Consider the following 23,017-nt stretch of genomic DNA (forward strand, 5'->3'; position numbering starts at 1 on the left):
GATATATTTGATATTTTTAAGGTATATGAAGATTTCGAAGAGCCTGACCCCTGGTCAAACTCCGAAAATAAGGTCAGCCAGGCCCATACCTGTCATAGTAACAGCAGTTACGATGATTCCTGCTATCATTACTCCTGCAGCGATTGCCGGAAACGAGTGCTTGAACTTTATTCCGAATACAAAAGCCGCTGCACAGCCTGTCCATGCCCCTGTAACCGGCAGAGGTACTGCAACGAAAAGGGTCAGGGCAAGGAGTCCATATTTCTCAAAGTTCTTACTGTGGTTTTTACGGGTCCGTGAAAAGAGCCACGTAAAAAAGACATCGAAGATATGGTAACGCCTCAGGTATCCGGAGACTGGCTCGAGGAAAAGCAAAAGGGGAACTACAGGAATAAGATTTCCAAATACAGAAAGGAAATAAGCCTCAAGCGGTCCCATTCCATAAATTCCCATGGCAACGGGAATTGCTCCTCTCAGTTCAGAGATCGGAAGAGCCCCTATAACCATTACTGCAAACCAGTGGGGCACAGCCCCAAGCATTTCTACCAGTAAATTTTCAACAGACATAATGATCAGGAGTGATAACTAGAATCTTTTGAAAGAAAAAGGCTCGCTTCAGACATTCCTTTTTCACCTGTTTTTCATAGATCTGGAAATAGAGACTGCGGTATCTGGATATAAAACTGCTTGTAAAACCTGCTTGTCAGAGCTCTGAAGCTTCGGCTTCTCTTGAAAGAGCAAAATGTGCAAGTAAAGCTTCCAGCTGGATTTTCTCGCTGGCTCCTTCGGTTAGCCTGAAGTCGGTCTCCCCGATAATATCCACAAGTCCAACAATATCCCGTTCCGAAAGCCCGAGGTCAAGAATCATCAGGTTATCCATTTCGGAAACTACCCTGTAGATCTGCCCCACAATATCCTCTCCGGAAAGCCCTTCTTCATAGAGCAGCCTGTTAAGCTCTTTTCTGGCAGCTCTGAAATTTCCACGCAGAGCAGTCTCGATCAGATCCTTTATTTCATCAGGATTTGCGGTTGCTGTAGTCCTGTAAATTGTTTCCCTGGAGATAGGCTTTTCTATATCAATGAAAGCAGCAGCCTGAAGGGAATTTACAGCTTTCCTCATATCTCCCTGAGCCACATAAACCAGAGCTTCATACCCGCCTTCGGTAATGGACAGGCCCTGGTCTTTAGCAATGTATTCAAGGCGTTCTCTGATCGCTTTATCGGAAAGCCGCCTGAACCTGTAGACTGCACATCTGGACTGGATAGGCTCGATGATCTTGGAAGAGTAATTACAGGAAAGGATAAAACGGCAGTTGCTGCTGAATCTTTCCATAGTCCTGCGGAGTGCAGACTGCGCATCCGAGGTAAGGGCATCGGCTTCATCAAGAAAAATGATCTTGAAAGGAGCTCCACCCATAGGGGCAGTTTTTGCAAAGTTTTTAATCTTATTTCTAACTACATCAATGCCTCTTTCATCGGAAGCATTGAGTTCTGTAAAATTTTCTCGCCATAAATCTTCCCCGAAGATCTCTCTTGCAATTGAGACTGCAGAAGCTGTTTTCCCGACACCAGGAGGCCCGGAAAAGAGGAGGTGAGGAAGGTTTTTAGTTGCCACATAAGACATCAGGCGCTCGATTGTGTCCTCCTGTCCTGCTACCTGATTCAGCCTGACAGGCCTGTATTTTTCAATCCAGATCTCTTCTTTAATCTTAGAATCCTCCATTAGTGCTTGCACCTTAATTAGAGAAGATAATATTTAAACTTTCGAATGTTTACGATTTTTGCTATATACCGACTGATTTTCAAAGAACAGGTGTCCTGAAGAAGTAACAGCCAACAGACGAACATTTAGAAAGCAAGGCATAAAACAATAGCATAGGTCAAATAACGATACCGGTCTTAAAGGCCGGCAAATAACGAAAACTGTTATTCCACTCGCTCGACACCTTAAATGTGCCTATTTAATTATTAATTTTATGGTTATTTTTGGTGCATCTTTGTTATTATTTTATACTTTTTTTGACCCTTTGCTTCCAAATTTAGAAAAACTTTACGAAATTAATGTACAAAAGGTCACCCTACTATACTTTCGGCGAACTGGTACATTTGAATGCCGATCTAACATATAGCAGATACCTTACATAAACACTTTGAAATCTAATATACCTGTCAAATCTGCTTGGGGAATCTAAAATGAACGAACTGACCGAATCTCTCAAAGAGATGGCTCTGACCCTTGGAGCCTTCAAAGTGGGAATAGCAACAACTGAAACGCTTGCAGGAGGACCTCCTTCTGCCGACCTGACCTATGTGCTGCCTGAAGCAAAATCGGCAATCTGTTTTGCCCTGGCTTTTGACCAGAGTCTTATCGACCCATACTTTAAAAAAGAGAACCATGAATCTCTTGAAACTAATAAAGTCCGGACCACCACCCTTGCCAACGGGATCGCCCTTGAAATGGCAGGATTCCTGCAGCAGTACGGATATAAAGCTGTCCCTCAGGCTGCAAATTTCGTTTACCGGCAGGATACGGAAAACTGGCTGCAGGAAATGCACCCCCCTATTTCCCACAGGTATCTGGCTGTCCGCTCCGGGATAGGGTATTTAGGATACTCAGGAAATATTATCACAAAAGAATACGGATCAGCAATTGTCCTGGCATCGGTCGTTACGGACGCGGAGCTAGTCCCTACAGACCCTCTGCCAGAGAAAGAAAACTACTGTGACGAATGCAAACTCTGCCTTTCAGTCTGTTCCTCCGGATACGTGGACCCGGTTGAGAAGGTCACTGTAACCCTTGGAGGAAAGGAGTTTAGCTACGGAAAACGGAGAAGTAATAGCCGCTGCTTCCTTGTCTGCGGAGGACTCACAGGCCTCAAATCCTCAGGAAAGTGGTCTACCTGGTCTCCTGCGCGCTTTAAAATCCCTGAAAAGGATGAAGAGTTCATTGCTGCTCTGCCCGGTACCATAGAAGCTTACCTCGAAAGGCCGAAGATAAAGGGTGGGTTTTTTATTTGCCTGATTCCAGGAAATAGAATGGAATATACCTGTTCCAACTGCCACTTCGTCTGCCATCCTGACAAAGAAGTCCGAAAGGCCAGATACAGGACGCTTATAGAAAGCGGCGTGGTCATACAGGAGCCCGACGGTACCCGCAGAGCTGTATCTCCGGAAGAGGCTAAAAAGTATCTCAAAGCCATGCCCCAGGAAAGAAGAAAATTGTACGAGTCAGTTCCAGATGAGTAATTTTCCAGGGATAATTTACCAAAAAGAATCCTGAACTCCATTCAACTATTCAGCCTACTCGGAATCAGCTGATTGCGATTGATTTTGGTGCAAAAGAGAAGTTATGATTATTAATTAACTAAAGAGGGCAGGAAAAAATAACAAAAACAAATAACAAAAGTAAAGTTTAGATAAAGATTCAATAAAAAAAGGTTGAATTGCCCTTTTTCAGGACAATTCGGTTTTTCAAGTTAAATACGTTTATTCTCCATAGGCAAAGTTATAGGCAATCTGTCCTATGATGGGGATTTTGAACTTTGAGCCCCTGAAAGCCATGTACATAGGAATAAGGATAAGCAGCATCGCTGTCATCCCTGCACCGTCTGCAATGAACCAGCCAAGTACAGGAATCCACGCCACAAGGAAAATAAAGAGAGCGAGCGGCATGAAGAGCAGGACCGACTGCATGGCATGGAAGCGGACAAACTTGTTCTTGCGCTCAAGGAGCAAGAAGAACAGGCCTGAGAGCCAGCCCACAGGGTAGCAAAGAGCAGCCACTATATTTTCAGGCAAGCCAAGGAAAGTTTTGTACGGCATATTTTTCACCTCTTTTTTAGTTTAAGGTCAGAAAAAAACGAGCCCGGATTACCGGAGCTCGATTGCTTTCTGCGGACAAACTCCAGCGCAGGCTCCGCAGCCTGTACATTTTTCCTGGTCGATTTCAGCCAGGAATTCCGTGACCTTGATAGCTCCTGCAGGACATTCTTTTTCACATTTCTTACAGCCGATACATCCGACCTCACAGACAGCTTTGACATCCTTACCTTTATCGTGGGAGCGACAGAGCACGTGCACTTTCTCGGAGTCCCTGGCAAAGGTGAGCACGCCATTCGGACAGGATGCAATACAGTTTCCACAACTTGTACAGAGAGCTTTGTTCACAACCGGGAACCCGTTTTCTCCCATCGAGAGAGCATCGAACTGACAGGCTTTAACACATGTTCCCAGACCAAGGCAACCGTAGGTACAGCCTTTCCTTGAGTCGCATAGCATCAGGGCAGTTTTACAGTTTTCTACTCCATGATAGTCGTAAAGGGTTGTACAGTTCACATTGCCGCCCTGGCAACGGACAAACGGAAAGGCCTTCTCGGACTCTGTAACTTCCTGTCCCATGACTGCCCCGATCAGTTTTGCAACGTCATATCCTCCGACAGGGCAGCTGTTGATAGCTGCACCCTGTAAGACGATAGCTTCGGCACAGGCAGCGCATCCGGCAAATCCGCACCCACCGCAGTTAGCTCCCGGAAGAAGGGAGGCAACCTCATCGACCAGAGGATTGGTTTCTACTTTAAAGACCTTGGATGCGATTACCAGCATGGCGCCTACCGCTATACAAAGCCCTACAAGCACCGAAACGGTGTTTATGATTACGGGCATAACGTCTGCTGCAACGATCATAGCGGAATCACCTTGAAGTAATTAGCAAACGACATTGACATGATCAGTGCAACGAAGAAAGCATATGTGACACCTCTTCCGACTGCTTTTGGGACGGACACGACACTGCTCCATTCACGTATGGAAGACATGATGAGCATTGCAACAGTATACCCAAGCCCTGCAGCGATCCCGAAAGTAAGACTCTGGATGAAGGTGTACTCATTCATCACATTAAGCAGTACGGCTCCGAGCACTGCGCAGTTTGTGGAGATCAGAGGCAGGTAAATACCAAGCGACCTGTACAGAGGGGGCATAAACTTCCGGACAACAAACTCTACCAGCTGCACAAGCGCTGCGATCACTATGATGAATGCGATCGTAGTAAGGTAGTCCAGCCTCAAAGGTACAAGAATGTACGTATACAGGAAGTATGATACTGAAGCAGCCATCGTAATAACGAAGATGACCGCCCCTGACATTCCTGATGCGCTTTTTACATCCTTTGTAACACCCACGAAGGAGCAAAGCCCGAGGAACTGGACTATAAGGAAGTTCTTCAGGAACACTCCATCCATAAATATAGAAAATAGAGATGCATCTGCCATTTTAAGCACCTCTCATAGCCTTTAAGATTCTCTTGTAATTGACAATGGTCATCAGAACCGCAATGGTCAGGAAAGCTCCAGGAGATAAAGTCATAACACCTATCGGGTTGAATCCGAGCGTGGAGACAAGGTCAATTAACTGCATTCCAAAGAGATTGATTCCACCTGTTCCCAAAAGTTCCCTTATTCCTCCTAATAGCATAAGCATTAGCAGGAAACCTGTACCTACACCTAACCCATCGATCAGCGAGTAGAATACTCCATTTTTCAGGGCATATGCTTCGGCACGGCCGATCACGATACAGTTCACGACAATAAGAGGGATATACACACCTAAAGATGCATACATCTCAGGCGTGAAAGCTTCCATAACCATATCCACAATCGACACGAAAGTGGCTATGACAATAAGTTCTATAGGGATCCTTACAGTATCCGGAATTTCATTTCGTAATACAGAAACCAGCAGGTTTGAACCGACCAGGACAAAAATAGTGCCTGCAGCCATACCAATCCCGTTTGCAACGGAAGTGGTGACAGCTAGAGTCGGGCAGAGCCCGAGAACGAGGCCAAATATAGGGTTGTCCTTGGTAATTCCTCGCATAAATTCGCTTGCTACACTCCTATCAGCCATATTAATCACCCTTCCATAGCTCTTACATTATCAATTCCAGAGTGCAGAGCGTTCACTACCGTGACAGTAGAGATGGTTGCACCGGAAATGGCATCAACTTTTCCACCGTTCTTGGTCAGGCTCAGATCTGCAACAGGGAGATCTAAGAACTGAGATTTAAACCCGGGCTCAATAATTTTTGCTCCAAGACCTGGAGTTTCAGAGTGGGACATGACTTCCATTCCTGTTATGGTACTGAGATCCGAGCTTACTCCACCGAGAACTTCTACAAGGCCCTGTGCACCTGGCTGAGTATTCCTGAAGGCATACCCTACAATATTCCCGGAAGAGTCAACTCCGCGGAAATACAGAACAACAGGTTCACCGTCTGCATCCAGCTGGTCTCCGGTTACGGGCTCGAAATCTGCAGCTTGAGGCAGAACTGCCTTTAACGCCTGTTTCTCTTGCTCATCCTGCAGTATTTTTAATTGCGCTTGAGTAGGAACGAAGGTTACTGCAAGCAGTACAGCTGCAAGAGCTGAGAGCACAACCATTTTAAGAACAATGTTTACTGGTGTATTTTTCATTCTTCTTCACCTCCAACGACTTTGGGAGCGGCGGAGTGTGTGATCACCGGGGCTGCAAAAGGTTTTGGAATAGTGGAGCGCTCAATCAGCGGGAAGATAGCGTTTGACAGAAGCAGACCATAGAGTGTCCCTGAAATATAGTCCCCGGTAAAATACCCGTAAACCACTGTCAGGAACCCGCAAGCCACCCCATAAACAAACCTTCCGTTTCTGGTTATAGGGGATGTAGATGTTTCCGTTGCTATGAAGAAAACTCCAAGTAAGAAAGTCCCTGTGATGATGTAAGAAAGCGGGTCTCCAAGCAAAACTACCAGTATGACAGTTGTCAGGAGATAAGCTAGAGGGATTTTCCAGTCAACGTACTTTTTGGCAATCAAAAACAGCACACCAATCATGGCAATAGGTGAAGCATCTGCCAGGAACCCTGCTCCTGTTTCAAGGACCAGGTCCGAGAGTGAGCCAAGCTGAGGAATTGAGGCAGGAACCATCAGAGTAGGCCATGAAAGGCTCAAAAAGACCCAGGTAGCCAGAGCGGGGTGGAACATATAAGAGCCAAGCCCCCCAAAAGCATGCTTTACAACCCCTACCCCGAAGACTGCCCCTATAAAAGGCAGCCAGATAGGGGCCGAGGGTGGAACTATCAGTGCAATAATCAAGCCCATATATGCTGCGTTTCCGTCACCAATTGTTACTTTCTGATGAAATGTTTTCTGGATTGCCAGTTCGATAAAAACTGCACCCAGCACCCCGGAGATAAGAGTTCCGAGAGCCGAGAATCCAAATAAGTAAATCGAAGCTAAACATAACGGGAGAAGAACAATAAATCTTCCCCACATTAATGCCTTAACCGATACACCCTCCTTTATATGAGGAGGTGGAGATACCGTAAATGCCATTTATTTAGTCGCCTCCTCTTGCTTCAGCACACATGTTCTGGATCTGAAGTTTTGAGTATCTTATCAACTGTACAAGATGTCTCTTTGAGGGACACACCATAGCGCATGAGCCACATTCGATACAGTTCATAGCGTACAGATGATCACATTCATCGTATTTTCCAAGGTCAGAATATGATGCGATCCGGGTTGGAAGCAGGTTTACAGGGCAGATATCCACGCAGCGAGCGCAGTGAATGCAGACGGATGTCTCATCCCGCAGAACCTGTTCTTTGGTCTGGACCACTATTCCAGTAGTGCTTTTGACTATCGGAGCCTCATCCGTGTATACAGCTATCCCGCCCATGGACCCGTTTACAATGATTTTCCCGGGTTCGCCTTTGTAGCCTCCGCAGGCTTCGATAACATCTTTTAGCGGAGTTCCGAACCTGACTATTATACTCTTCGGGTTGTTGACAGCCCCTTTGACTGTCACCACGTTCTCCAGGTAAGGTTTGCCCTCGCATATAGCGTCGTATACCGCTTTGGCAGACTTTACTCCACATACTACTGTATGCGCATCTGCAGGCTCACCTCCGAGAGGAAGCTTTCTACCCATTACATTGGCTGAAAGCAGGTTCATCATTGTTGGGGTATAGGTAATTCTGCCTGCAGCAACAACGAGTATCTGGTCTTCTACGTCCTCAAGGTAATAGTCAGCATGCCTCTTACCGATGATAGGAGCAACAGTAAGCGGTTTACCATCAAGCTTTGCACTCTTGAAGGCTTTAATGGATTCCTTATCATCTGCCCTTACAACAATTACCCCTCTTGGAATCCCACTTGCTTCAAGCATAAGCCTGAACCCTTCAAGGACTTTGTCAAGAGAGTTCAGATAAGCGTGGGTAATAAGGGGGAAGGTTGCATTCATAAGCAGGGTATCGACCCTCTTTCCAGGCTTCAGGGCAAGGTATGTGGGCTTTTCATAATACTCAACAATTCCCGCTTCCTTGATTATCTGGATTAACCTTGAAGGAGGTGCGTTCTTCTCAGGCACGAAATCAACCGATTGTGCACACTCAGAAGGAGTGAGCACAACACTGAGGATTCTTTTTCCACTGGGATTCGGCATCAGTTCTATTGAGTCTACAGTCCCGCAGAAGGGGGAGTGGACAAAGGCGAGGTCACTTCCCTCGCATTCCCCCAGCTTCTGGCCGACAATAACTGCTTCGCCTTTCTTGACCAGAGGAGCACATGCAATTCCATCGTGCTGCCTCATGGGTATAATCGCCTTTTCAGGCAGTTTGTCAAGTCTAACAACGTCACTCAGGTTTGTCACCTCCTTAGAATGCAGGTTCCCTTTCAACCTCTACAGGTCTTGGCCTGGTATAGCTGATATCAATACTCTTTACTGCTGACGACTCCCCTCCAGGGTCTTCCACGTAACCGAGAGACTCCCAGTCGATTACTGCCTGGCTTCCGTGACAGTCCTTACAGGTAAGAGGAGAGGCGATTCCAACGTCACTGCTCACGATGTTGTGAGAGACCTGATAATAGAGATCCACAGTTCTCAATACCGCATTCGGATAGTCAGCCTGTCCGTCTCCGTCGGCATCATAAGCCTGCATTTCTCCCACTGTGACCTCACCGTCTCCATCGGCATCTGCTGCCTTTACATACTTTACCGGGATCGGGTCTCCTGTAGAGATGCTTGTGTTCGGGTTTGCGAGCACTTCAGAATCAGTGCCTGCATCCCACCATGTTCCGGTAATATTGTTGAAAGGAGTCACCTTTACATCGGTGTCATTCCTTGTGTCCACGGCAGGCAGAACATCTCCGAAGTTTCCGTTGTACCAGGCAAGAGCAGGCTGGAAATCTTCCTCCCAATAAGTATCTTCACGTTCTCCATTCTGCCAGCTGAAAGTCTTGAGAGGCTTACCACCGGGCAGTTCTCCTCCAGGAAGCATTGGGATATGACAGGCTTCACAGGCAAGGAATTCCATGTGAGAATCTGCAAAGGCCCCATGAGAGATACCTGCATGGCAGGCTGCATCGTCACAGCTGCGCATCGTATCATCAAAGTGATTCTCAGGAAGGTCTGGAGTATCAGAAGCATTTCCGCGCCCGATCTGATGGTCTGAGGTTATGATGAAACCTTCAGTGTGATGACATTCAGCACATTCAACACCTTCTTTTGCATGGGCATCGAACTCTGCATAGGTTTCCTCACTGCCCCAGGTTACAGCTCTCTTTTCCACGTCCTGGATGTGACACTTTTCAGCACAGGAGGTATGTGAAGGAGCTCCATTTACATCATCATGGAAAACGATCAGCAGGGGGTAGGGGGTAAGCAGGTTAGCATTATAGACAAAAAACTGTACAGAATTAGTCCTTGCAGCAAGGCTGGAATTTACCATGGCTGCCCTGTTTGCATCATCGTACTCTCCCTTTTCGATCTTCTCGGCACGGGCTTCGAAATCGTAAAGACCATACTGTTCATGGCACATCATACAGTCAACGCCAATGCCGTATTCTGCAAGCGGACCTCCACCAGGATGGTATTTCCCGAATTCTTTGACCCATTCCTCTTCTCCGGATGTTTCAAGATCAAAATTTGTGAGGGGGGACCACCGATCCATATCTACCTGTACATGATAAGAATGATTGACATTTTCGTAGACATCGAAGTGACAGCCTCCACAGACCGTATCGGACCATTCTCCCTTGGTCATGTAGTGGGATGCAATTTGATCATTCCCTGCATATCCAAGAGAAGAATAGGCACCAGCAGCCACGAGAAGCAGCACAGCGACTCCCGACACCAACAGATTTAACCTATTCATAACGACCACATTCTCTTTTTTTGTTCACGTTGTTATGTTCATGCTCGGAAAGAAACAAAGTTCAAAGTTCAACAACTTGAAACTTATATTGAGTAATGAATGAGATTGAAGGATATTTACGGCTGGATCGAGTACACGGCCAGAGGGTGTACACTGCCATTCCTTCCAGACCTCCAGTGGCATCAACCAGAGACCGAAAGGAAACCAATTAAACGGAAAACTGAAGCGAGAAGGAACTGGCATGAACGGCTAGCCTAGCTCTTTTTGGCATCATTGGTTTTCCTGAAGGATTTTTTGATCACCGGCTTTTTCCTTTCCTTGCTTTAGATAGCCATTTTACTCCGAAAAACAAAGCTAAATTCCTCTTCAACGAAAAATGTTTGCGTGAGGTAATACTTATTTCTTTCGAAATAAGTTTGAGGGAATTGTATAGACTTTTATAAAGTAATAAAAATATATACTTTATATATAGTACATGACGTATATTAATCAAATATATAAAATATCTGAAATATAAGTTAAAAATTACACTTTTTTAATATATATAGTTTTCTAAAGAAAATATACATGATTATACATTAAAATCAGGAGGGGTATATACACAAATGACCTGGGATAAAGAACCAGAGATTAAACCTCCGAACACAGGAAAAACCCCATAACGATATAATAACATAAGATTTATATAAAATTTGTTAAATTTTTAAGTAATCAATAATTGATAAGTTGTTAATCATTAATCATGAGCTAACCAGTAAATAAAAAAGAATAATTACAGAACGTTCGCATATAAAATAGGACAGATACGACAAACAAAAGAGACAACTAAAGAGTCTGGAAGAGCTTGAAAGAGCCCGAGAGAGCCCGAAAGAGCCCGAAAGAGTCTGAAAAGACATAATAGATCTCATATAAATAAAAATATATAGCACAGAAAAAACAAAGAGATAGAATAGGAAGAAAGAATTAAAAGGTAAAGGAAAAACACCGTAAATAAAAAGACGATCAAATAGAGAACGAAACCGGAATCTCCTTCCAATTTTATTTTTACCTCTTTACCGGTGAAAAGAAATCTGGATCGGATATTAAAAATAACCCAAGCTTAAAAAACAAGCAGGCAAAATTGATAAAGCATGGATTCAAAATACAAAATACTATTTGCGTTTTTACTGGTATTATCCATTCTAGTATCAGGCTGTTTGCAGTCTGAGCCTGAAGAGAGTGGAGAACTTCAGGAGTTTCAACAGACGAGAAGCATCATGGATACTACAGTTACGGTAGCCATATATGCTTCAAATGAAAGCGAGGCTTCGAAGGCAATAGATGATGCCTTTAATGAGATATATAGAGTTGACGCTCTTATGAGCCCCTCAAAAGAAGATAGCCAACTTAATATCTTGAACACCCGAGGAGAAGTTGAAAATGCTGATCCTGCTTTTACTTACGTAATAGAGCAGTCAAAGTATTATTCGGAGAAAAGCGGAGGAGCCTTTGATATCACCATCCAGCCAGTACTTGACCTCTGGAAAAGTAAATTCCTTCCAGGAGGATCGCAGGAACCCCCAACTTCAGATGAACTGAACGAAACTCTAAGACTCGTAAATTACTCGGAAATAAGTACCGAGAATGGGAACGTAAGCCTGAAACCGGGGATGAAAGTAGCCCTGGGAGGAATCGCAAAGGGCTATGCGGTAGATAAAGCAATCGAGTCCTTAAAGAAAAACGGGATTGAAAACGCTTTCGTTAATGCAGGGGGAGACGGGAAATACATAGGTCAGAAGCCTGACGGTACGCCCTGGATGGTAGGTCTTCAGAACCCGGACAGAAACGAACAATATGTTACGGCTATCGAAGCTCGTGATATTGCAGTAGCAACAAGCGGAAATTACGAACGTTACTTTAATGAGTCAGTAAGAGTATCGCACATCTCGGACCCGAGAACAGGGTACCCTTCACAAGGCATTATTAGCAGCACGGTAATTGCCAGAAACGCTATTGACGCCGACGCTTTTGCAACCGCGACCTTTGTGATGGGAGAAGAAGAAGGGCTTGAGATGATAGAAAATCTCGAAAGTGTTGAATGCCTCATAATAACAGAAGACCGCAGACTTGTATATTCGGGTGGATTTAGGGAATATGAAGCCGAAGGGTACAGCTGAAATTAAATCTATTTGAAGTGTTGTCTTGTTGTCTTAAGGATACACAAAAGAAACTGATCAGGGTTGTGGAGGACTGATGCAGTCCAGCGCAAGAAGACCTGTCAGTCCAGGTATACCGTGTGCAGGGTCTCATAAATAGGACCGTACGGAGTTAGAGTGCTTTTCTTCAGAAGCACTTTATTTACCTGCATGCTGCCCAGTCTGGTATCTTTTAATTCATTCAGAATATCTGCAAAAGCACTTTTTTGGTCTTTACTCAGGGTTTTTACCCTGGCAAGAGTAGCATGGGCAGTAAATGCCCTGTCATCCTCTTTGAACTTAAAGGGCTTCAGTACTGTTTCCACATCAGCATGGAGAGTTTCGAAGTTTCCTGTTGCTCCCAACCACAGGACTTTAGGGTTTGAAGGTTTTGGAAAAACACCGAGACCCTCAATTCTTGCTTCGAAAGGCTCACACATAAGGGAATCAAGGGCCTCTTCCAGAGGTTTAACTATTGATTCTTCAATATCACCGAGAAACTTCAAAGTTATGTGAACGATTTCAGGGTTAACAAACTTCAGGTCAAAATCGGAAAATCGTTCCTGAATCTGGCGAATTTTTTCACCAAAACTCGGGTCCAGTTCCACTGCTATGAATGTCCTGATCAAAGCTTTCACCAGTATAAATAAGAAGGGAAAAACAGAAAAATGTTTCTGTCAGCCTGCATATCAGGAAAAAACGGATTCATGACACTGTTTCCAGAAAAAATTGTAAACCCGTATTAATCAGGACTGCATTTAAAAAAATAAAAGGGAATAAGTAGAATGAGCTGAGAAAAAATGATAAGAAAAAGAGAGAAATAGGGTCAACCACAGAGCAATTATTATATCAGATATTGCTACACAACAAACAGGCTTGTTAACAGTATTATTATATGTATAATTACCATTAATGTTAACTCTGAGAAATAATGTTAACCTATGAAAATAACATTAGCCCAAAGAAATAATAATTAACTTCAAAATCAAACAGCAGAATATAAAAGAACTAAGAGTGAAACAGCAGGACTGCAACATGGTTGAATAAAATAAAAAGAGGTGGACGACATGGACAGAACACGTATAATTGCAGAAGCGGCGGCCCGCATTTCCCAGGAACTTGGTGCTGCCGCAATTATGGTCTCCGGAGATATGAGCTTTGAGGGGATCGAGACCGGAGGAGTTCCGGTATATTACATTTCCATGCGTCCGAAAAGCATAATAGACCACCTTGTAGCAACCAGCAAAGAAGGAAAAAGCCCTGCAAAAGAACTCAGCGATCAACTCAACCGGGAAGCTTCGGGAAATGTTGATCACCTGCAGCATGCCGCAGCCATAGAGTACGCACTTGGGAGCCCCAGAAGCGGGATTGTTGTAGGTGTTGTCGAAACTCGCGGTTCCAGCTCTATTATAGTCCACAACCTCGATGAAAACCCCCTTGTAAAAGCAATGAAAGAATGTGAAGAGAGAGTCAGGCCGGAAGTCATGAGTGCAGTCCTGAAAATTGCTTTTGATATCGCCCTCACAGGCAGGGAAGGAAAAAAAATAGGAGCTGCTTTTATCGTAGGAGATTCCGAAGAAGTCCTGAAACGTTCTCACCAGATAATTCTTAACCCGTATGCAGGTCATGAGGAAATTCACAGGAACATCCTTGACAAGAAAAACTGGGAGTCCATAAAGGAATTTGCCCAGCTTGACGGAGTTTTTGTGATAGATGAAATGGGCCTTATCCGTGCAGCAGGACGATATCTTGATGTTGACGGAAAAAATATTGATATTGAAAAAGGACTGGGAGGGCGCCATGTCTCAGCCGCCGCCATAAGCAGGGATACGGTAGCAATCTCAATAACAGTGTCAGAGTCGGGCGGAGTCCTCAGAGTATACAAAGATGCAAAAGAAACAATCTGTATGGAATCCTTACAGCCTGCAACCAGATATATCTGAACCTGGCACGCAGGAAAATATTTTAACTGCCTGTTTTTAACATCCTGCTTTTAACTCCCTTCTTTTAACTGCCTATTTTTTAGAGTCTTCCGGTGCAGATATGGAAATTCGAGTGAAAACGGATACTCATTAATAAAGAGAATGTACATACCTCTTAATATGCAGAAAGCCGGAGAAAAGAGGATGGTTCGATGAGTAGACAGATTTTCTACATGCCTTTTAGCCTTAGATTTCTTTTCTTGTTAATTCTCATAATGGTCTTCGGGCTTGGGTCTCTGTTTCTGGGAGTTATTGTTTCTGCCTTCATGAAAATAGGATTCTCAGCAGAAGATGCACTCTTAATCCTGCTCCTGTCTCTCCTTGGAAGCGGGATCAATATCCCACTGACAACTCTGAAGTCTGACATTCCGGTTGTCAAAGAAAATTATATAAAGGTCTTCGGGATTTCCTACAGAATTCCTATCCGACAGATGGTCAAAAACGAAACGGTACTTGCTATCAATGTTGGAGGAGCAGTTATTCCTGTCCTTATTTCCATTTACCTTCTTACACAATTCCCTTCTTCTTTACTTCTTGCAGGAGCCGGTGTGGTAATTGTTGCAGCTATAACCTATTCTGTAGCAAGGCCAATTAGAGGAGTAGGCATTGCTACTCCGGCTCTGATCCCACCCCTGACTGCTGTTCTTACTGCAGTCCTTCTTACTTCGGTTGTCCATATCCCTGATTGTCCTGCTGAATCATGCCGTGTTATCATTGCTTATACAGGAGGAGTGCTTGGGACCCTCATAGGAGCTGACATTTTTAATCTGGGGAAAATTAAGAACCTGGGAGCCCCTGTTGCAAGCATTGGAGGGGCAGGAACCTTTGATGGAATTTTTTTAAGCGGGTTTATTGCCCTTCTCCTTATCTGAAAAAAGGCAGTCTCTGATTAATATTTTGATTTATTACGGAGCCAGGAAAAAACTTCTCTAGTTTTATCCCTTCGCGTAATGAGCTTGGGCCCACCTGTAAGCCAGATAAAAAAACCTGTAATCAGCACCGCAATTAAGAGATAATCACTGAAAAAAAATTCTTCGGGCCTGAGAGATTACTTTCCTTAACTCCGGATGTTTTTCAATTCAGGTAAATACAAAAGCCTTCTTCAGCTTTCCCGGAAGGCCTTCAAAAAAGAAAGAAGCAGAAAGAAGCTTCAAAAACAGAAAAAGCAAGAAAAACAGGCGTAAATTGCTATTTGCCTGATATCTTCTTTTTATCTTTATGGATGAAGATTGCTCTCCTGCATCGAACGTGACAAAATTCTGGCAAATCCTAATTCGAGTTATCAACAATGTAACGATTGATGACCTGAAAAAAGAAGAGATAAAAAAGAAGCACGAGAGATGATTCCCTACGAAGATAAACCTCTTAGAGAACAAAACTCTATTATATGCCTCACCTGAGAATAACGGATTGACTCTTTCTTTTAAGAGCTCTGCAGACTGTAATCCCTATAATCCCGGAAATTATCCCGAAGCCCGGAAGTTTTACCGGAGATTTTTCTCCTGTTTTTTCTTCAGGATGATTATTGTTATCTTCAGAATCCGCGAAAGCTATTTCGGAAGGAGATGCTCCCCTGTAATCAAGAGAGATGTTTTCGGATTCATTTGAACCCGATACCTTATCTGTCACGTTGTTCTCTCCTGTAAAAGTGTTATTATCTGCCGGGTCAGTGGCATTTTTGTCTTCAATAAAAACATCCGTTGCAGGGTAAATAATATATCCGCTCGAAGAGGTACTGCCTTTTCCCTCATCTGAGGTCTGGAAATACCAGGAGTCAGTAAAGTAGTTCTTTATATCCTTATCCAGATTCAGAATGATTGACTTTGAATTTTCCAGGACAATGCCATCTTTAGAAGTTTCCTTTACTTCAAAACCCTGGTATTCATCCCCATTACTAATAATCAGAGTGTCATCCCTGTCGATTAACCAGGTATACTTGAACACTGCAAAAGAGTCAAAAGCACCCGCAAAAACAGAATCTACATAGGTAACGAAGTAGAGCTGGTCTTTTCCATCTCCAAAATTTGCAGTTGCGGTGAAGGTCTGATTTTCAACAGTTCCGTCGGCATCCACAATCGCTGACTCGAGTTCTTCCCCATTTTTAGAGAGGGAGAACCAGACTTTATTGCCCTCTGCGTCAACCTGATTTACGGTTAACGAATAGCCTTTACCGAGCTCCCAGTCCTCACCGGCTTTAAGCTCCTTTTTATCATTGCCGCTCTGGCTGACAACAAGATTTGCAAGCTGTCTTGTATCGTTTTCAATCGTAACGTATTGTTTACCGAACCATGCAAGTTTGTAGAAGAACATTCCACCAAGTTTTGCAGGAGTTGTCTCCGAATTGAGCTCGAGGTCGGAAACAAGTTCGTATTTGTTGGAAAACCGCCTTGTAGAATACACGAGTTCTTCTTCACCTATAACGTGGTTTCCGGGGCTACTTTTTCCAAGCTCGTCCTGACCATCTATTTCTACGTACTGCAAGCGTTCACCCCACCAGTTTTCGGACGCTACAAAATCCTTGTGCTTGTTTATGGGATAGACAAAGCCGCCAAACGTAGTCGCATTCCAGCAAAAACTATCGGATGAAGTCTCATTTGTGTCAAGAGGTAGACCTCTCAGAGTATAATTTCCAGGACTGCTCAGTTCTTTTGCAGGAAAAATAATATATCCAGCAGGAGATGTACTGCCCTTTCCCTTATCCGAGGTCTGGAAATACCAGGAGTCGGTAAAGTAAGTTTTTTTGTCCTTATCCAGATTAAGGGAGATTGACTTTGAGTTTTTGAGAACGAGCCCGTCTTCTGAAGCTTCTTTTACCTCAAAACCCTGATACTCATCTCCTGTTTTAATTACCGTGATATCTTCTTTATCAATAAGCCAGGTATACTTGAAGACGGCAAAAGAATAAAATGAACTTACGAAAACAGAGTCCACATAAGTAATGAAGTAGAGCTGATCCTTTCCGTCTCCGAAGTCCGTAGTTGCGGTAAAGGTTTGATTTTCTACGGTCCCGTCAGCTTCCACGATTCCGGACTCAAGTTCTTCCCCATTTTTAGATAAAGAGAACCAGACCTTATTGCCCTCTACATCAACCTGGTTTACGGTTAACGAATAGCCTTTTCCGAGCTCCCATGTCTCCCCGGCTTTAAGCATTTTTTTGTCACTGCTGCCCTGGCTGATTACAATATTTGCAAGCTGCCTTGCATCATTTTCAACGGTGACATACGGTTTTCCAAACAATGGAATTTTGTAGTAAAACATTCCACCAAGTTTTGCAGGAGTTGTCTCCGAATTGAGCTCGAGGTCGGAAACAAGTTCGTATTTGTTGGAAAACGGCTTTGTAGAATACACAAGTTCTTCTTCACCTATAACATTGTTTCCGGGATTGTCTTTTCCAAGTTCGTCCTGCCCATTTTTCTCAATGTACTGAAGGCGCTCTCCCCACCAGTTCTCAGAAGCAACGAAATCTTTGTGTTTGTTCACAGGATAATTAAAGCCGCCAAAAGTGGTTGCATCCCAGCAAAACCCATCTGATGAGGTTGCATTGGTGTCAAAAGGAGCTCCGAATATGGCAGGAGCTGCGAGGCCAAGAGGCGGGAGTACCAAACAGATTGTAAATGCAATAAAAAGTGAAGATAAAGTTTTTTGGATACTGTAATTCATAATATCACCGCTCATTTCTATTGAAACTTATTAATTAAAGCGTACACAGAGGGAAACAAGAAACAAATGTTGTTATAAATAAGACAAATTGTAACAACAAATAGAGACAATTAGTTAATAAATCTTACTAGTTTTAACTGAAAGAAAAGAAAAATAATCTCAAACAGAATATAAAAAACAGAAAAATAAAACAAATAGTTTCAGCTTTTCAGAAAACAGAATACTGAAGGTGTTAATAAATAGGAAATAACAGCAACAAACAAAAGTAAAAACAAATAGATAGATGTTGGTAAAAAGAGAGATATGAGGTAAAAGGATAGAGAGATATAAGATTAAAGAACTGAAATTACAGATTCACTACGCCTGTCTCAGCCCCTTACTTTGAAGCGGAGCAGAGCTGCGATTCCTCCAAGTTTGTGAAGCTTTTCCCCGGGCTCAAAAGATGTGCTGAACACAACAACCTTTCCCTGAGCCTGTTCAACCTCCATAAGGAGTTTGTCAATATTTTCCCCTTTTTCCCGCCCCTCCCTCAGAGTTTCGTCAGCAACAAGCAGGGTTTCGACAGCCCCGTAACCAAGAGCATTTTTTACATCCGCAAAACCATAAGCGGCTTTACCGTCCATTGAGATTTCCCGTATGAGGTCTTCCATAAGAGAGGATTCCCGGGCTATTCGGGACTCCTGCATAATTCGGTCCACAGCTCCTCTGCGGAGAACTTCCTGAAATCCAGACATCCCGATCATGGACGTGTCTTCAGTCAATGCCTTTGAAGCCATATCAGGCTCGACATCATGGAAATATTTCAGGAAATCTTCTTTGGTAAAACCGGGGCCCGCAATCACTATAGAGGCATCTTCGGGAACCGCATGCCTGAGTTGTTCAACGATTTCCCTGAAAAACTCATTTCTGAGCCCTGTCTCTCGCTTCCCGGATGACTGCCGGATATGAGAATATACCTCAATTCCGTAGTGGCGCACAAAACCAATATCCGCATCGCCCTCTTCGACTGCTACAAGAACAACTTTAGGGCGTTTTCCGGCTTCTTCGGCATCCTGGATGCGCTGGAACTGGTCATTTTTCCAGTGTTCTTTGACGATAGAAATGTTAGTCCCAATTTCAACGTTGAGAGTGTGATAGGACCCGGTGTCCATCCCCTGCTCTATTGGCCCGTGTATTCGCAGCCTGTTGGCGAATTTATGGAACTCCAGCTCCTCGACCCTGATCCCCAACCTTACCTTTACTTTCTCGGCTTTTTCAGGACGAAGTTTATCGCTTGCTGTATCGGCTTTCCTTTTGGTCAGGGCAAAGACCAGGTCTCCTTTTTCAATTACGTATTTCAGGTGCCAGAGGTCGTCAAGAGTCTCGGCTGTCACGGCAATTTCCCCTTCCCTGCCTTTCAGAGAACGGTTTGTGACCCTCATGCTTTTTTCACTCCACGTACTTCAATTTCCTCTACATTCCCCTCTCTGGCTTCGTTTTCAATTTCCACTTCAATATTTTCTCCAGGTTCCTCTCTAATTTCGTCTCCGAATTCCCCCTCATCTTCTTCCTCGTTGCTTTCAGATTCAGCCTCCAGTTCGTAAGTCCCGTACTCTTCTCCTTCAGGCCCTGTTCCCTGACCTTTTCGTTCCGGTTTCTGGTTCCTGATATCTGATTCTCCTGCAGGGATCATCATAGCTACCAGATCAGGGGATGCGATCTGCTTTACAAAGCGAGGATCGTTCAGTTCATCTGCGTAAATCCGATAGATTTTTTTCGAAATATCATTCTGGTTAAATTTGCCCGGAGTAATTTCAAGGATATAGTCCGCATGCTTCCGGACTGCAGCAACAGGTCCCCCTATGACTCTTGTCTCGCCTTTCAGTTCAAGCCCGACAGCAACTCCAAGAGGTACGTCTTTGAAGTAATTGCGCTCTCCGCGAATAACAAATGACCCTTTTTTCACGTACTCTCCTGATTCCGGAGTCTTTGTTACCTGTTCGGCTTTGACCCAGTAGCAGTCGCCGCTTGACTGTCCGGCTTTCCAGAGGCTCGAATAAGAAACTGCAAACTGCGCAGCCTCCTGTAAGGTAGATTCCGGAACCTCCTTTCCCCCGGTTTTAACAACTGTCAAAGGGGCACCAGGGGTCTGAGTATGGAAGACAATGTCTCTCTTTTCCATGTATTTTTTGAAAACTTCCTCGTTAGTATCGACATCCCTTCCTCCTACAACCATGAAGCCGTCTGAAGACACAAACCACCTGAAACGGTCGTACCAGTGTTTTTTCCGGGAAGCTTGTAGTTTTCTCCCTGCCTTTGCAGCCTTTGCAGCAGCCTTTTTCTCCATAGCTTTCTTGGTGTCCTGAATAGCCCTGATAGCCCCATCCCTTTTTTTAGTAAACTTTTTGACCTTCTCGTAGTATTCCTGGGCATTTTGAGGCACAGTCTTCCGGATGTCAAGGTTTACGCTCTTCCCGTCAAGATCTACAGTTACAGTCCCGGTTTTCTGGTCAATATTTGTAATCATCTTGGCAGCAGGCACGGACTTTTTTGCCTGTTTCAGAATAGAACGGATTTCATCCCAGGAATAACCCTTTGCCCTTGCGCCGTTGAGTACGGAAAAAAGCTCGTCGATGATCTGGTAATTAGCATATACTATTTCTGCAATAATGTTATTTTTCTCGATTTCTTTTTCGAACTTTGCAAGGCTCTCTTCCTGCTGGAGAAGCCGCCTTTCGTAAACGCCAAGGTTTTTCTCTTTTTTCTCGGCTTCCTTTACCTCTGCGACCTGTTCCAGCGCTTTTCTCCCGAAAAACTCGTCAAGCGCCGTGTTAAATGAATCAAAATATTCTTTTTCGTATTCGGAATAGCGAGTGAGGTCAAAAGGCACCACATCGAAAGTTTCGACCTTCCCGTTAATTTCCTTCTTTATATGCTGAGGTATGAGTCCCGGAATCTGGACTTCGCTTCCCGCCTGAGCTTCAACTTCTGCTTCAACTTCTATTTCATTGCCGGATTCGATTTCAATATCTGATTCATTTTCAACTCCAGTTTCGACTTCAGTTTCAGCACCGATTTCAGGCTCAGCCTTTATCTCGTCTTTACCTGCAACCCTGCCCCTGAACAACGGAGAAAAGAGATCCTGCAGCGCATCGCGGAGCTTCTCAGCATCTTCTACAGTTGCTTCTTTTGCAAGTTTAGACTTCTCAATTCCTGCGCGTGAACAGGCTTCTTCTGCCAGGACACCCCCGAGATTGAATCTTGTAGCAATAGTACGGACGATATCAGCCGTTGATTTCGAAAACGAATCCATAAGGTCCGAAACCTTAGCCTCCACAGGGCTCAGCTGTGCCTCCGGAAGCTCGTAAATCTCCCCACTCCTCAGCCTGCGGTCCTTTAGAGTAACAGGGTTCATTGGCAGGATAATCTTGTTTTCGGAATCCACAATCAGGATGTTTCCCCGAGCAAACAGCTCCACAATGAGAGTATTTCTGATCCCTCCTCTCTCAATCCCGATCTTCACGATCCTGTCAAAATCGTGCTGCTCTACAGATACGATCCTGCCCCCCGCAAGATACTTTCGAAGGAGCATGGGGAAAGCCTGAGGAAGCGTGGGGCTTGCCCTGAAGTGCTTACTTAAATGGATACGCTTCCCAGCCTCAATAACCAGGTTGTCCCTGCCCTGATGAAAAACGTAAAGGTTGATGCGGATCTCCTCACCTGATGTCTGGTAGATCTTCCCGATCTTCGCATCAATAATAGATTTCGGACCCGCTGACAGTTCGGCAACAACTGCAGCAACGTCGGCACTTGACATATCCTGTTTCATGAAGTGGATATAAGAGAGGATTCATGTATAAGTGTTACTGTAGAATTCTTTTTACAGTATAGTTGCACCACCCTAGTTGTGCCTCCAGAATTGACTTGCCCGAATTGCGACTCGCCCGAATTGCGACTCGGGAGTACGCATCCTTTTCGCTTCGCTCAAGAGGACTAATTTATGAGTTTTAGCAGTGAGCTTCGCTCAAAAGGACTTACTGATGGCGGGCAGTTATTGGAGAAATTTTGAAAGGGACTCGGGTAAGAAAAAGGGATTTAAGGTAAAGAAACCGGAAATTCTGTCTTGAGCCTGTCTTGTCCACCACATCTAGTGTAGCTCTTTAGCAAGGAAGAAAAGAGAGATGAACTTACAGTTCCCTCAAAAGGCGAAATCCAAGATTGGCGAAATGACTCTCAGGCTCACGGCTGATGCGGGCAACCGAACTGCAGGACCCGGAGTTGCAGTACCAGCTGCACCCACGAGAGACACGATAGAAGTTATCTCCATCTTCCCATGCGCATCCATCTGAAGGAGCCAAGTTATAGTCATCATGCCATTTGTCCTGGACCCATTCCCATACATTCCCGTACATATCAGAAAGTCCCCAGGGATTCGGATCCTTCTGGCCAACCGGGTGAGTTTTACGTCCTGAGTTCTCAACGCACCATGCATACTCATTAAGCTTTGACTCATTGTCGCCAAAAAAATACCTTGTTTGTGTACCGGCTCTGCAAGCATACTCCCATTCGGCTTCCGAAGGTAAACGGTATTTATCAGTATTTTCTATTGCATTCAGTTTTTGAACAAATTCCTGGACTTCTTCCCAGGAAATCATCTCAACAGGTCGGGTTTCACCCTTGAAGTGTGAAGGGCTGGTTCCCATTATGTTCTTCCATTGTTTTTGTGTAACCGAAGATTTGCCCATATAAAAAGAGTTTTTAATTGTTACTTTATGGGCTTGGGATTCATAATCTGATCTGTCTTTATCTTTAGAAACGGTGTTCATGTGAAATTCACCGGCTGGGATCAATACAAATTCCATACCTGTAGACGAGCTGGTAAAGACATCAGTAATCTCTGAGCTTCCGAATTTTGTTATAACACATGAGTCTTCAATTTCTTTCTTTTTCAGATAGCTTCGGACTGTGTTAATATGATTTATAATACTAATTTTGCTTCTCACGAATTTGCCCCTAAAAATTCTTATTTCTTAC

The 23,017-nt window shown here is 44.2% G+C and carries 19 protein-coding genes; 4 read left to right on the forward strand and 15 right to left on the reverse strand.

All coding sequences use genetic code 11. From position 1 onward, the window contains the following. Positions 1-54 precede the first annotated feature (54 nt). Together ACZ5A8_RS18735 and ACZ5A8_RS18740 are read right to left on the reverse strand one after the other, a co-directional pair. Positions 55-567, reverse strand: coding sequence for a COG2426 family protein (locus tag ACZ5A8_RS18735; protein ID WP_322222644.1), 513 nt, complete (start codon positions 565-567; stop codon positions 55-57). A gap of 136 nt (positions 568-703) precedes the next feature. Beyond that, positions 704-1,723 (reverse strand): replication factor C small subunit, encoded by a 1,020-nt coding sequence (locus tag ACZ5A8_RS18740; RefSeq protein ID WP_464530870.1) that lies wholly within the window; start codon positions 1,721-1,723, stop codon positions 704-706. 470 nt (positions 1,724-2,193) lie between these two features. Here ACZ5A8_RS18740 and ACZ5A8_RS18745 point away from each other — a divergent pair, with 470 nt between their 5' ends. Further along, complete coding sequence (locus ACZ5A8_RS18745) at positions 2,194-3,246, forward strand: 4Fe-4S binding protein (RefSeq protein WP_464530872.1); 1,053 nt, start codon at positions 2,194-2,196, stop codon at positions 3,244-3,246. 240 nt (positions 3,247-3,486) lie between these two features. Here the strand turns inward: ACZ5A8_RS18745 and ACZ5A8_RS18750 are convergent, their stop codons facing one another. The 8 genes from ACZ5A8_RS18750 to mmcA are packed head-to-tail and all read right to left on the reverse strand — an operon-like array spanning position 3,487 to position 10,188. Beyond that, a complete protein-coding gene (locus ACZ5A8_RS18750) occupies positions 3,487-3,822 on the reverse strand; it encodes a DUF4870 domain-containing protein (RefSeq protein WP_229390092.1) in 336 nt (111 codons plus the stop codon). Positions 3,823-3,870: 48 nt separating this feature from the next. Continuing rightward, positions 3,871-4,683 carry a Fe-S cluster domain-containing protein gene (locus ACZ5A8_RS18755; protein ID WP_322223069.1) on the reverse strand — a complete coding sequence of 271 codons (813 nt, stop codon included), beginning with the start codon at positions 4,681-4,683 and terminating at the stop codon, positions 3,871-3,873. Beyond that, positions 4,680-5,270, reverse strand: a complete 591-nt coding sequence (rnfA, locus tag ACZ5A8_RS18760) for an Rnf electron transport complex subunit RnfA (protein ID WP_464530873.1) — start codon at positions 5,268-5,270, stop codon at positions 4,680-4,682. The genes ACZ5A8_RS18755 and rnfA overlap by 4 nt, the downstream gene beginning before the upstream one ends. Position 5,271: 1 nt before the next feature. Further along, positions 5,272-5,904 carry an Rnf electron transport complex subunit RnfE gene (rnfE, locus tag ACZ5A8_RS18765; protein WP_464530875.1) on the reverse strand — a complete coding sequence of 211 codons (633 nt, stop codon included), beginning with the start codon at positions 5,902-5,904 and terminating at the stop codon, positions 5,272-5,274. Between the two features lie 5 nt (positions 5,905-5,909). Beyond that, positions 5,910-6,470 (reverse strand): Rnf electron transport complex subunit RnfG, encoded by a 561-nt coding sequence (gene rnfG / locus ACZ5A8_RS18770; RefSeq protein WP_464530877.1) that lies wholly within the window; start codon positions 6,468-6,470, stop codon positions 5,910-5,912. After that, positions 6,467-7,366, reverse strand: a complete 900-nt coding sequence (gene rnfD, locus ACZ5A8_RS18775; RefSeq protein ID WP_464530879.1) for an Rnf electron transport complex subunit RnfD — start codon at positions 7,364-7,366, stop codon at positions 6,467-6,469. Before rnfD ends, rnfG begins: the two co-directional genes overlap by 4 nt. 4 nt (positions 7,367-7,370) lie before the next feature. Next, complete coding sequence (gene rnfC / locus ACZ5A8_RS18780) at positions 7,371-8,684, reverse strand: Rnf electron transport complex subunit RnfC (protein ID WP_464530880.1); 1,314 nt, start codon at positions 8,682-8,684, stop codon at positions 7,371-7,373. Positions 8,685-8,688: 4 nt separating this feature from the next. Continuing rightward, positions 8,689-10,188 carry a methanogenesis multiheme c-type cytochrome gene (gene mmcA, locus ACZ5A8_RS18785; protein ID WP_464530881.1) on the reverse strand — a complete coding sequence of 500 codons (1,500 nt, stop codon included), beginning with the start codon at positions 10,186-10,188 and terminating at the stop codon, positions 8,689-8,691. A 1,130-nt stretch (positions 10,189-11,318) separates the two neighbouring features. Here mmcA and ACZ5A8_RS18790 point away from each other — a divergent pair. After that, positions 11,319-12,344, forward strand: coding sequence for an FAD:protein FMN transferase (locus ACZ5A8_RS18790; RefSeq protein WP_464530883.1), 1,026 nt, complete (start codon positions 11,319-11,321; stop codon positions 12,342-12,344). Between the two features lie 101 nt (positions 12,345-12,445). Here the strand turns inward: ACZ5A8_RS18790 and thpR are convergent, their stop codons facing one another. Continuing rightward, positions 12,446-12,991 (reverse strand): RNA 2',3'-cyclic phosphodiesterase, encoded by a 546-nt coding sequence (thpR, locus tag ACZ5A8_RS18795; protein WP_464534204.1) that lies wholly within the window; start codon positions 12,989-12,991, stop codon positions 12,446-12,448. Between the two features lie 438 nt (positions 12,992-13,429). Between thpR and ACZ5A8_RS18800 the strand changes: the two genes are divergently transcribed. Then, positions 13,430-14,305 carry a DNA integrity scanning protein DisA nucleotide-binding domain protein gene (locus tag ACZ5A8_RS18800; protein ID WP_464530884.1) on the forward strand — a complete coding sequence of 292 codons (876 nt, stop codon included), beginning with the start codon at positions 13,430-13,432 and terminating at the stop codon, positions 14,303-14,305. A 191-nt stretch (positions 14,306-14,496) separates the two neighbouring features. After that, the gene (locus ACZ5A8_RS18805; protein WP_229390101.1) at positions 14,497-15,216 is read left to right on the forward strand and encodes a DUF1614 domain-containing protein; all 720 of its coding nucleotides are present in this window, start codon (positions 14,497-14,499) and stop codon (positions 15,214-15,216) included. A 520-nt stretch (positions 15,217-15,736) separates the two neighbouring features. Here ACZ5A8_RS18805 and ACZ5A8_RS18810 read toward each other — a convergent pair. From ACZ5A8_RS18810 to ACZ5A8_RS18825, 4 genes are all read right to left on the reverse strand, one after another. Beyond that, complete coding sequence (locus tag ACZ5A8_RS18810) at positions 15,737-17,947, reverse strand: S-layer protein domain-containing protein (RefSeq protein ID WP_464530886.1); 2,211 nt, start codon at positions 17,945-17,947, stop codon at positions 15,737-15,739. Between the two features lie 425 nt (positions 17,948-18,372). Next, positions 18,373-19,425 carry an mRNA surveillance protein pelota gene (locus ACZ5A8_RS18815; protein WP_464530887.1) on the reverse strand — a complete coding sequence of 351 codons (1,053 nt, stop codon included), beginning with the start codon at positions 19,423-19,425 and terminating at the stop codon, positions 18,373-18,375. Next, positions 19,422-21,812, reverse strand: a complete 2,391-nt coding sequence (gene rqcH, locus ACZ5A8_RS18820) for a ribosome rescue protein RqcH (protein ID WP_464530888.1) — start codon at positions 21,810-21,812, stop codon at positions 19,422-19,424. Before rqcH ends, ACZ5A8_RS18815 begins: the two co-directional genes overlap by 4 nt. Before the next feature lie 358 nt (positions 21,813-22,170). Then, positions 22,171-22,986 carry a formylglycine-generating enzyme family protein gene (locus tag ACZ5A8_RS18825; protein ID WP_464530890.1) on the reverse strand — a complete coding sequence of 272 codons (816 nt, stop codon included), beginning with the start codon at positions 22,984-22,986 and terminating at the stop codon, positions 22,171-22,173. Positions 22,987-23,017: the final 31 nt, after the last annotated feature.

Source organism: Methanosarcina subterranea (assembly GCF_055385895.1).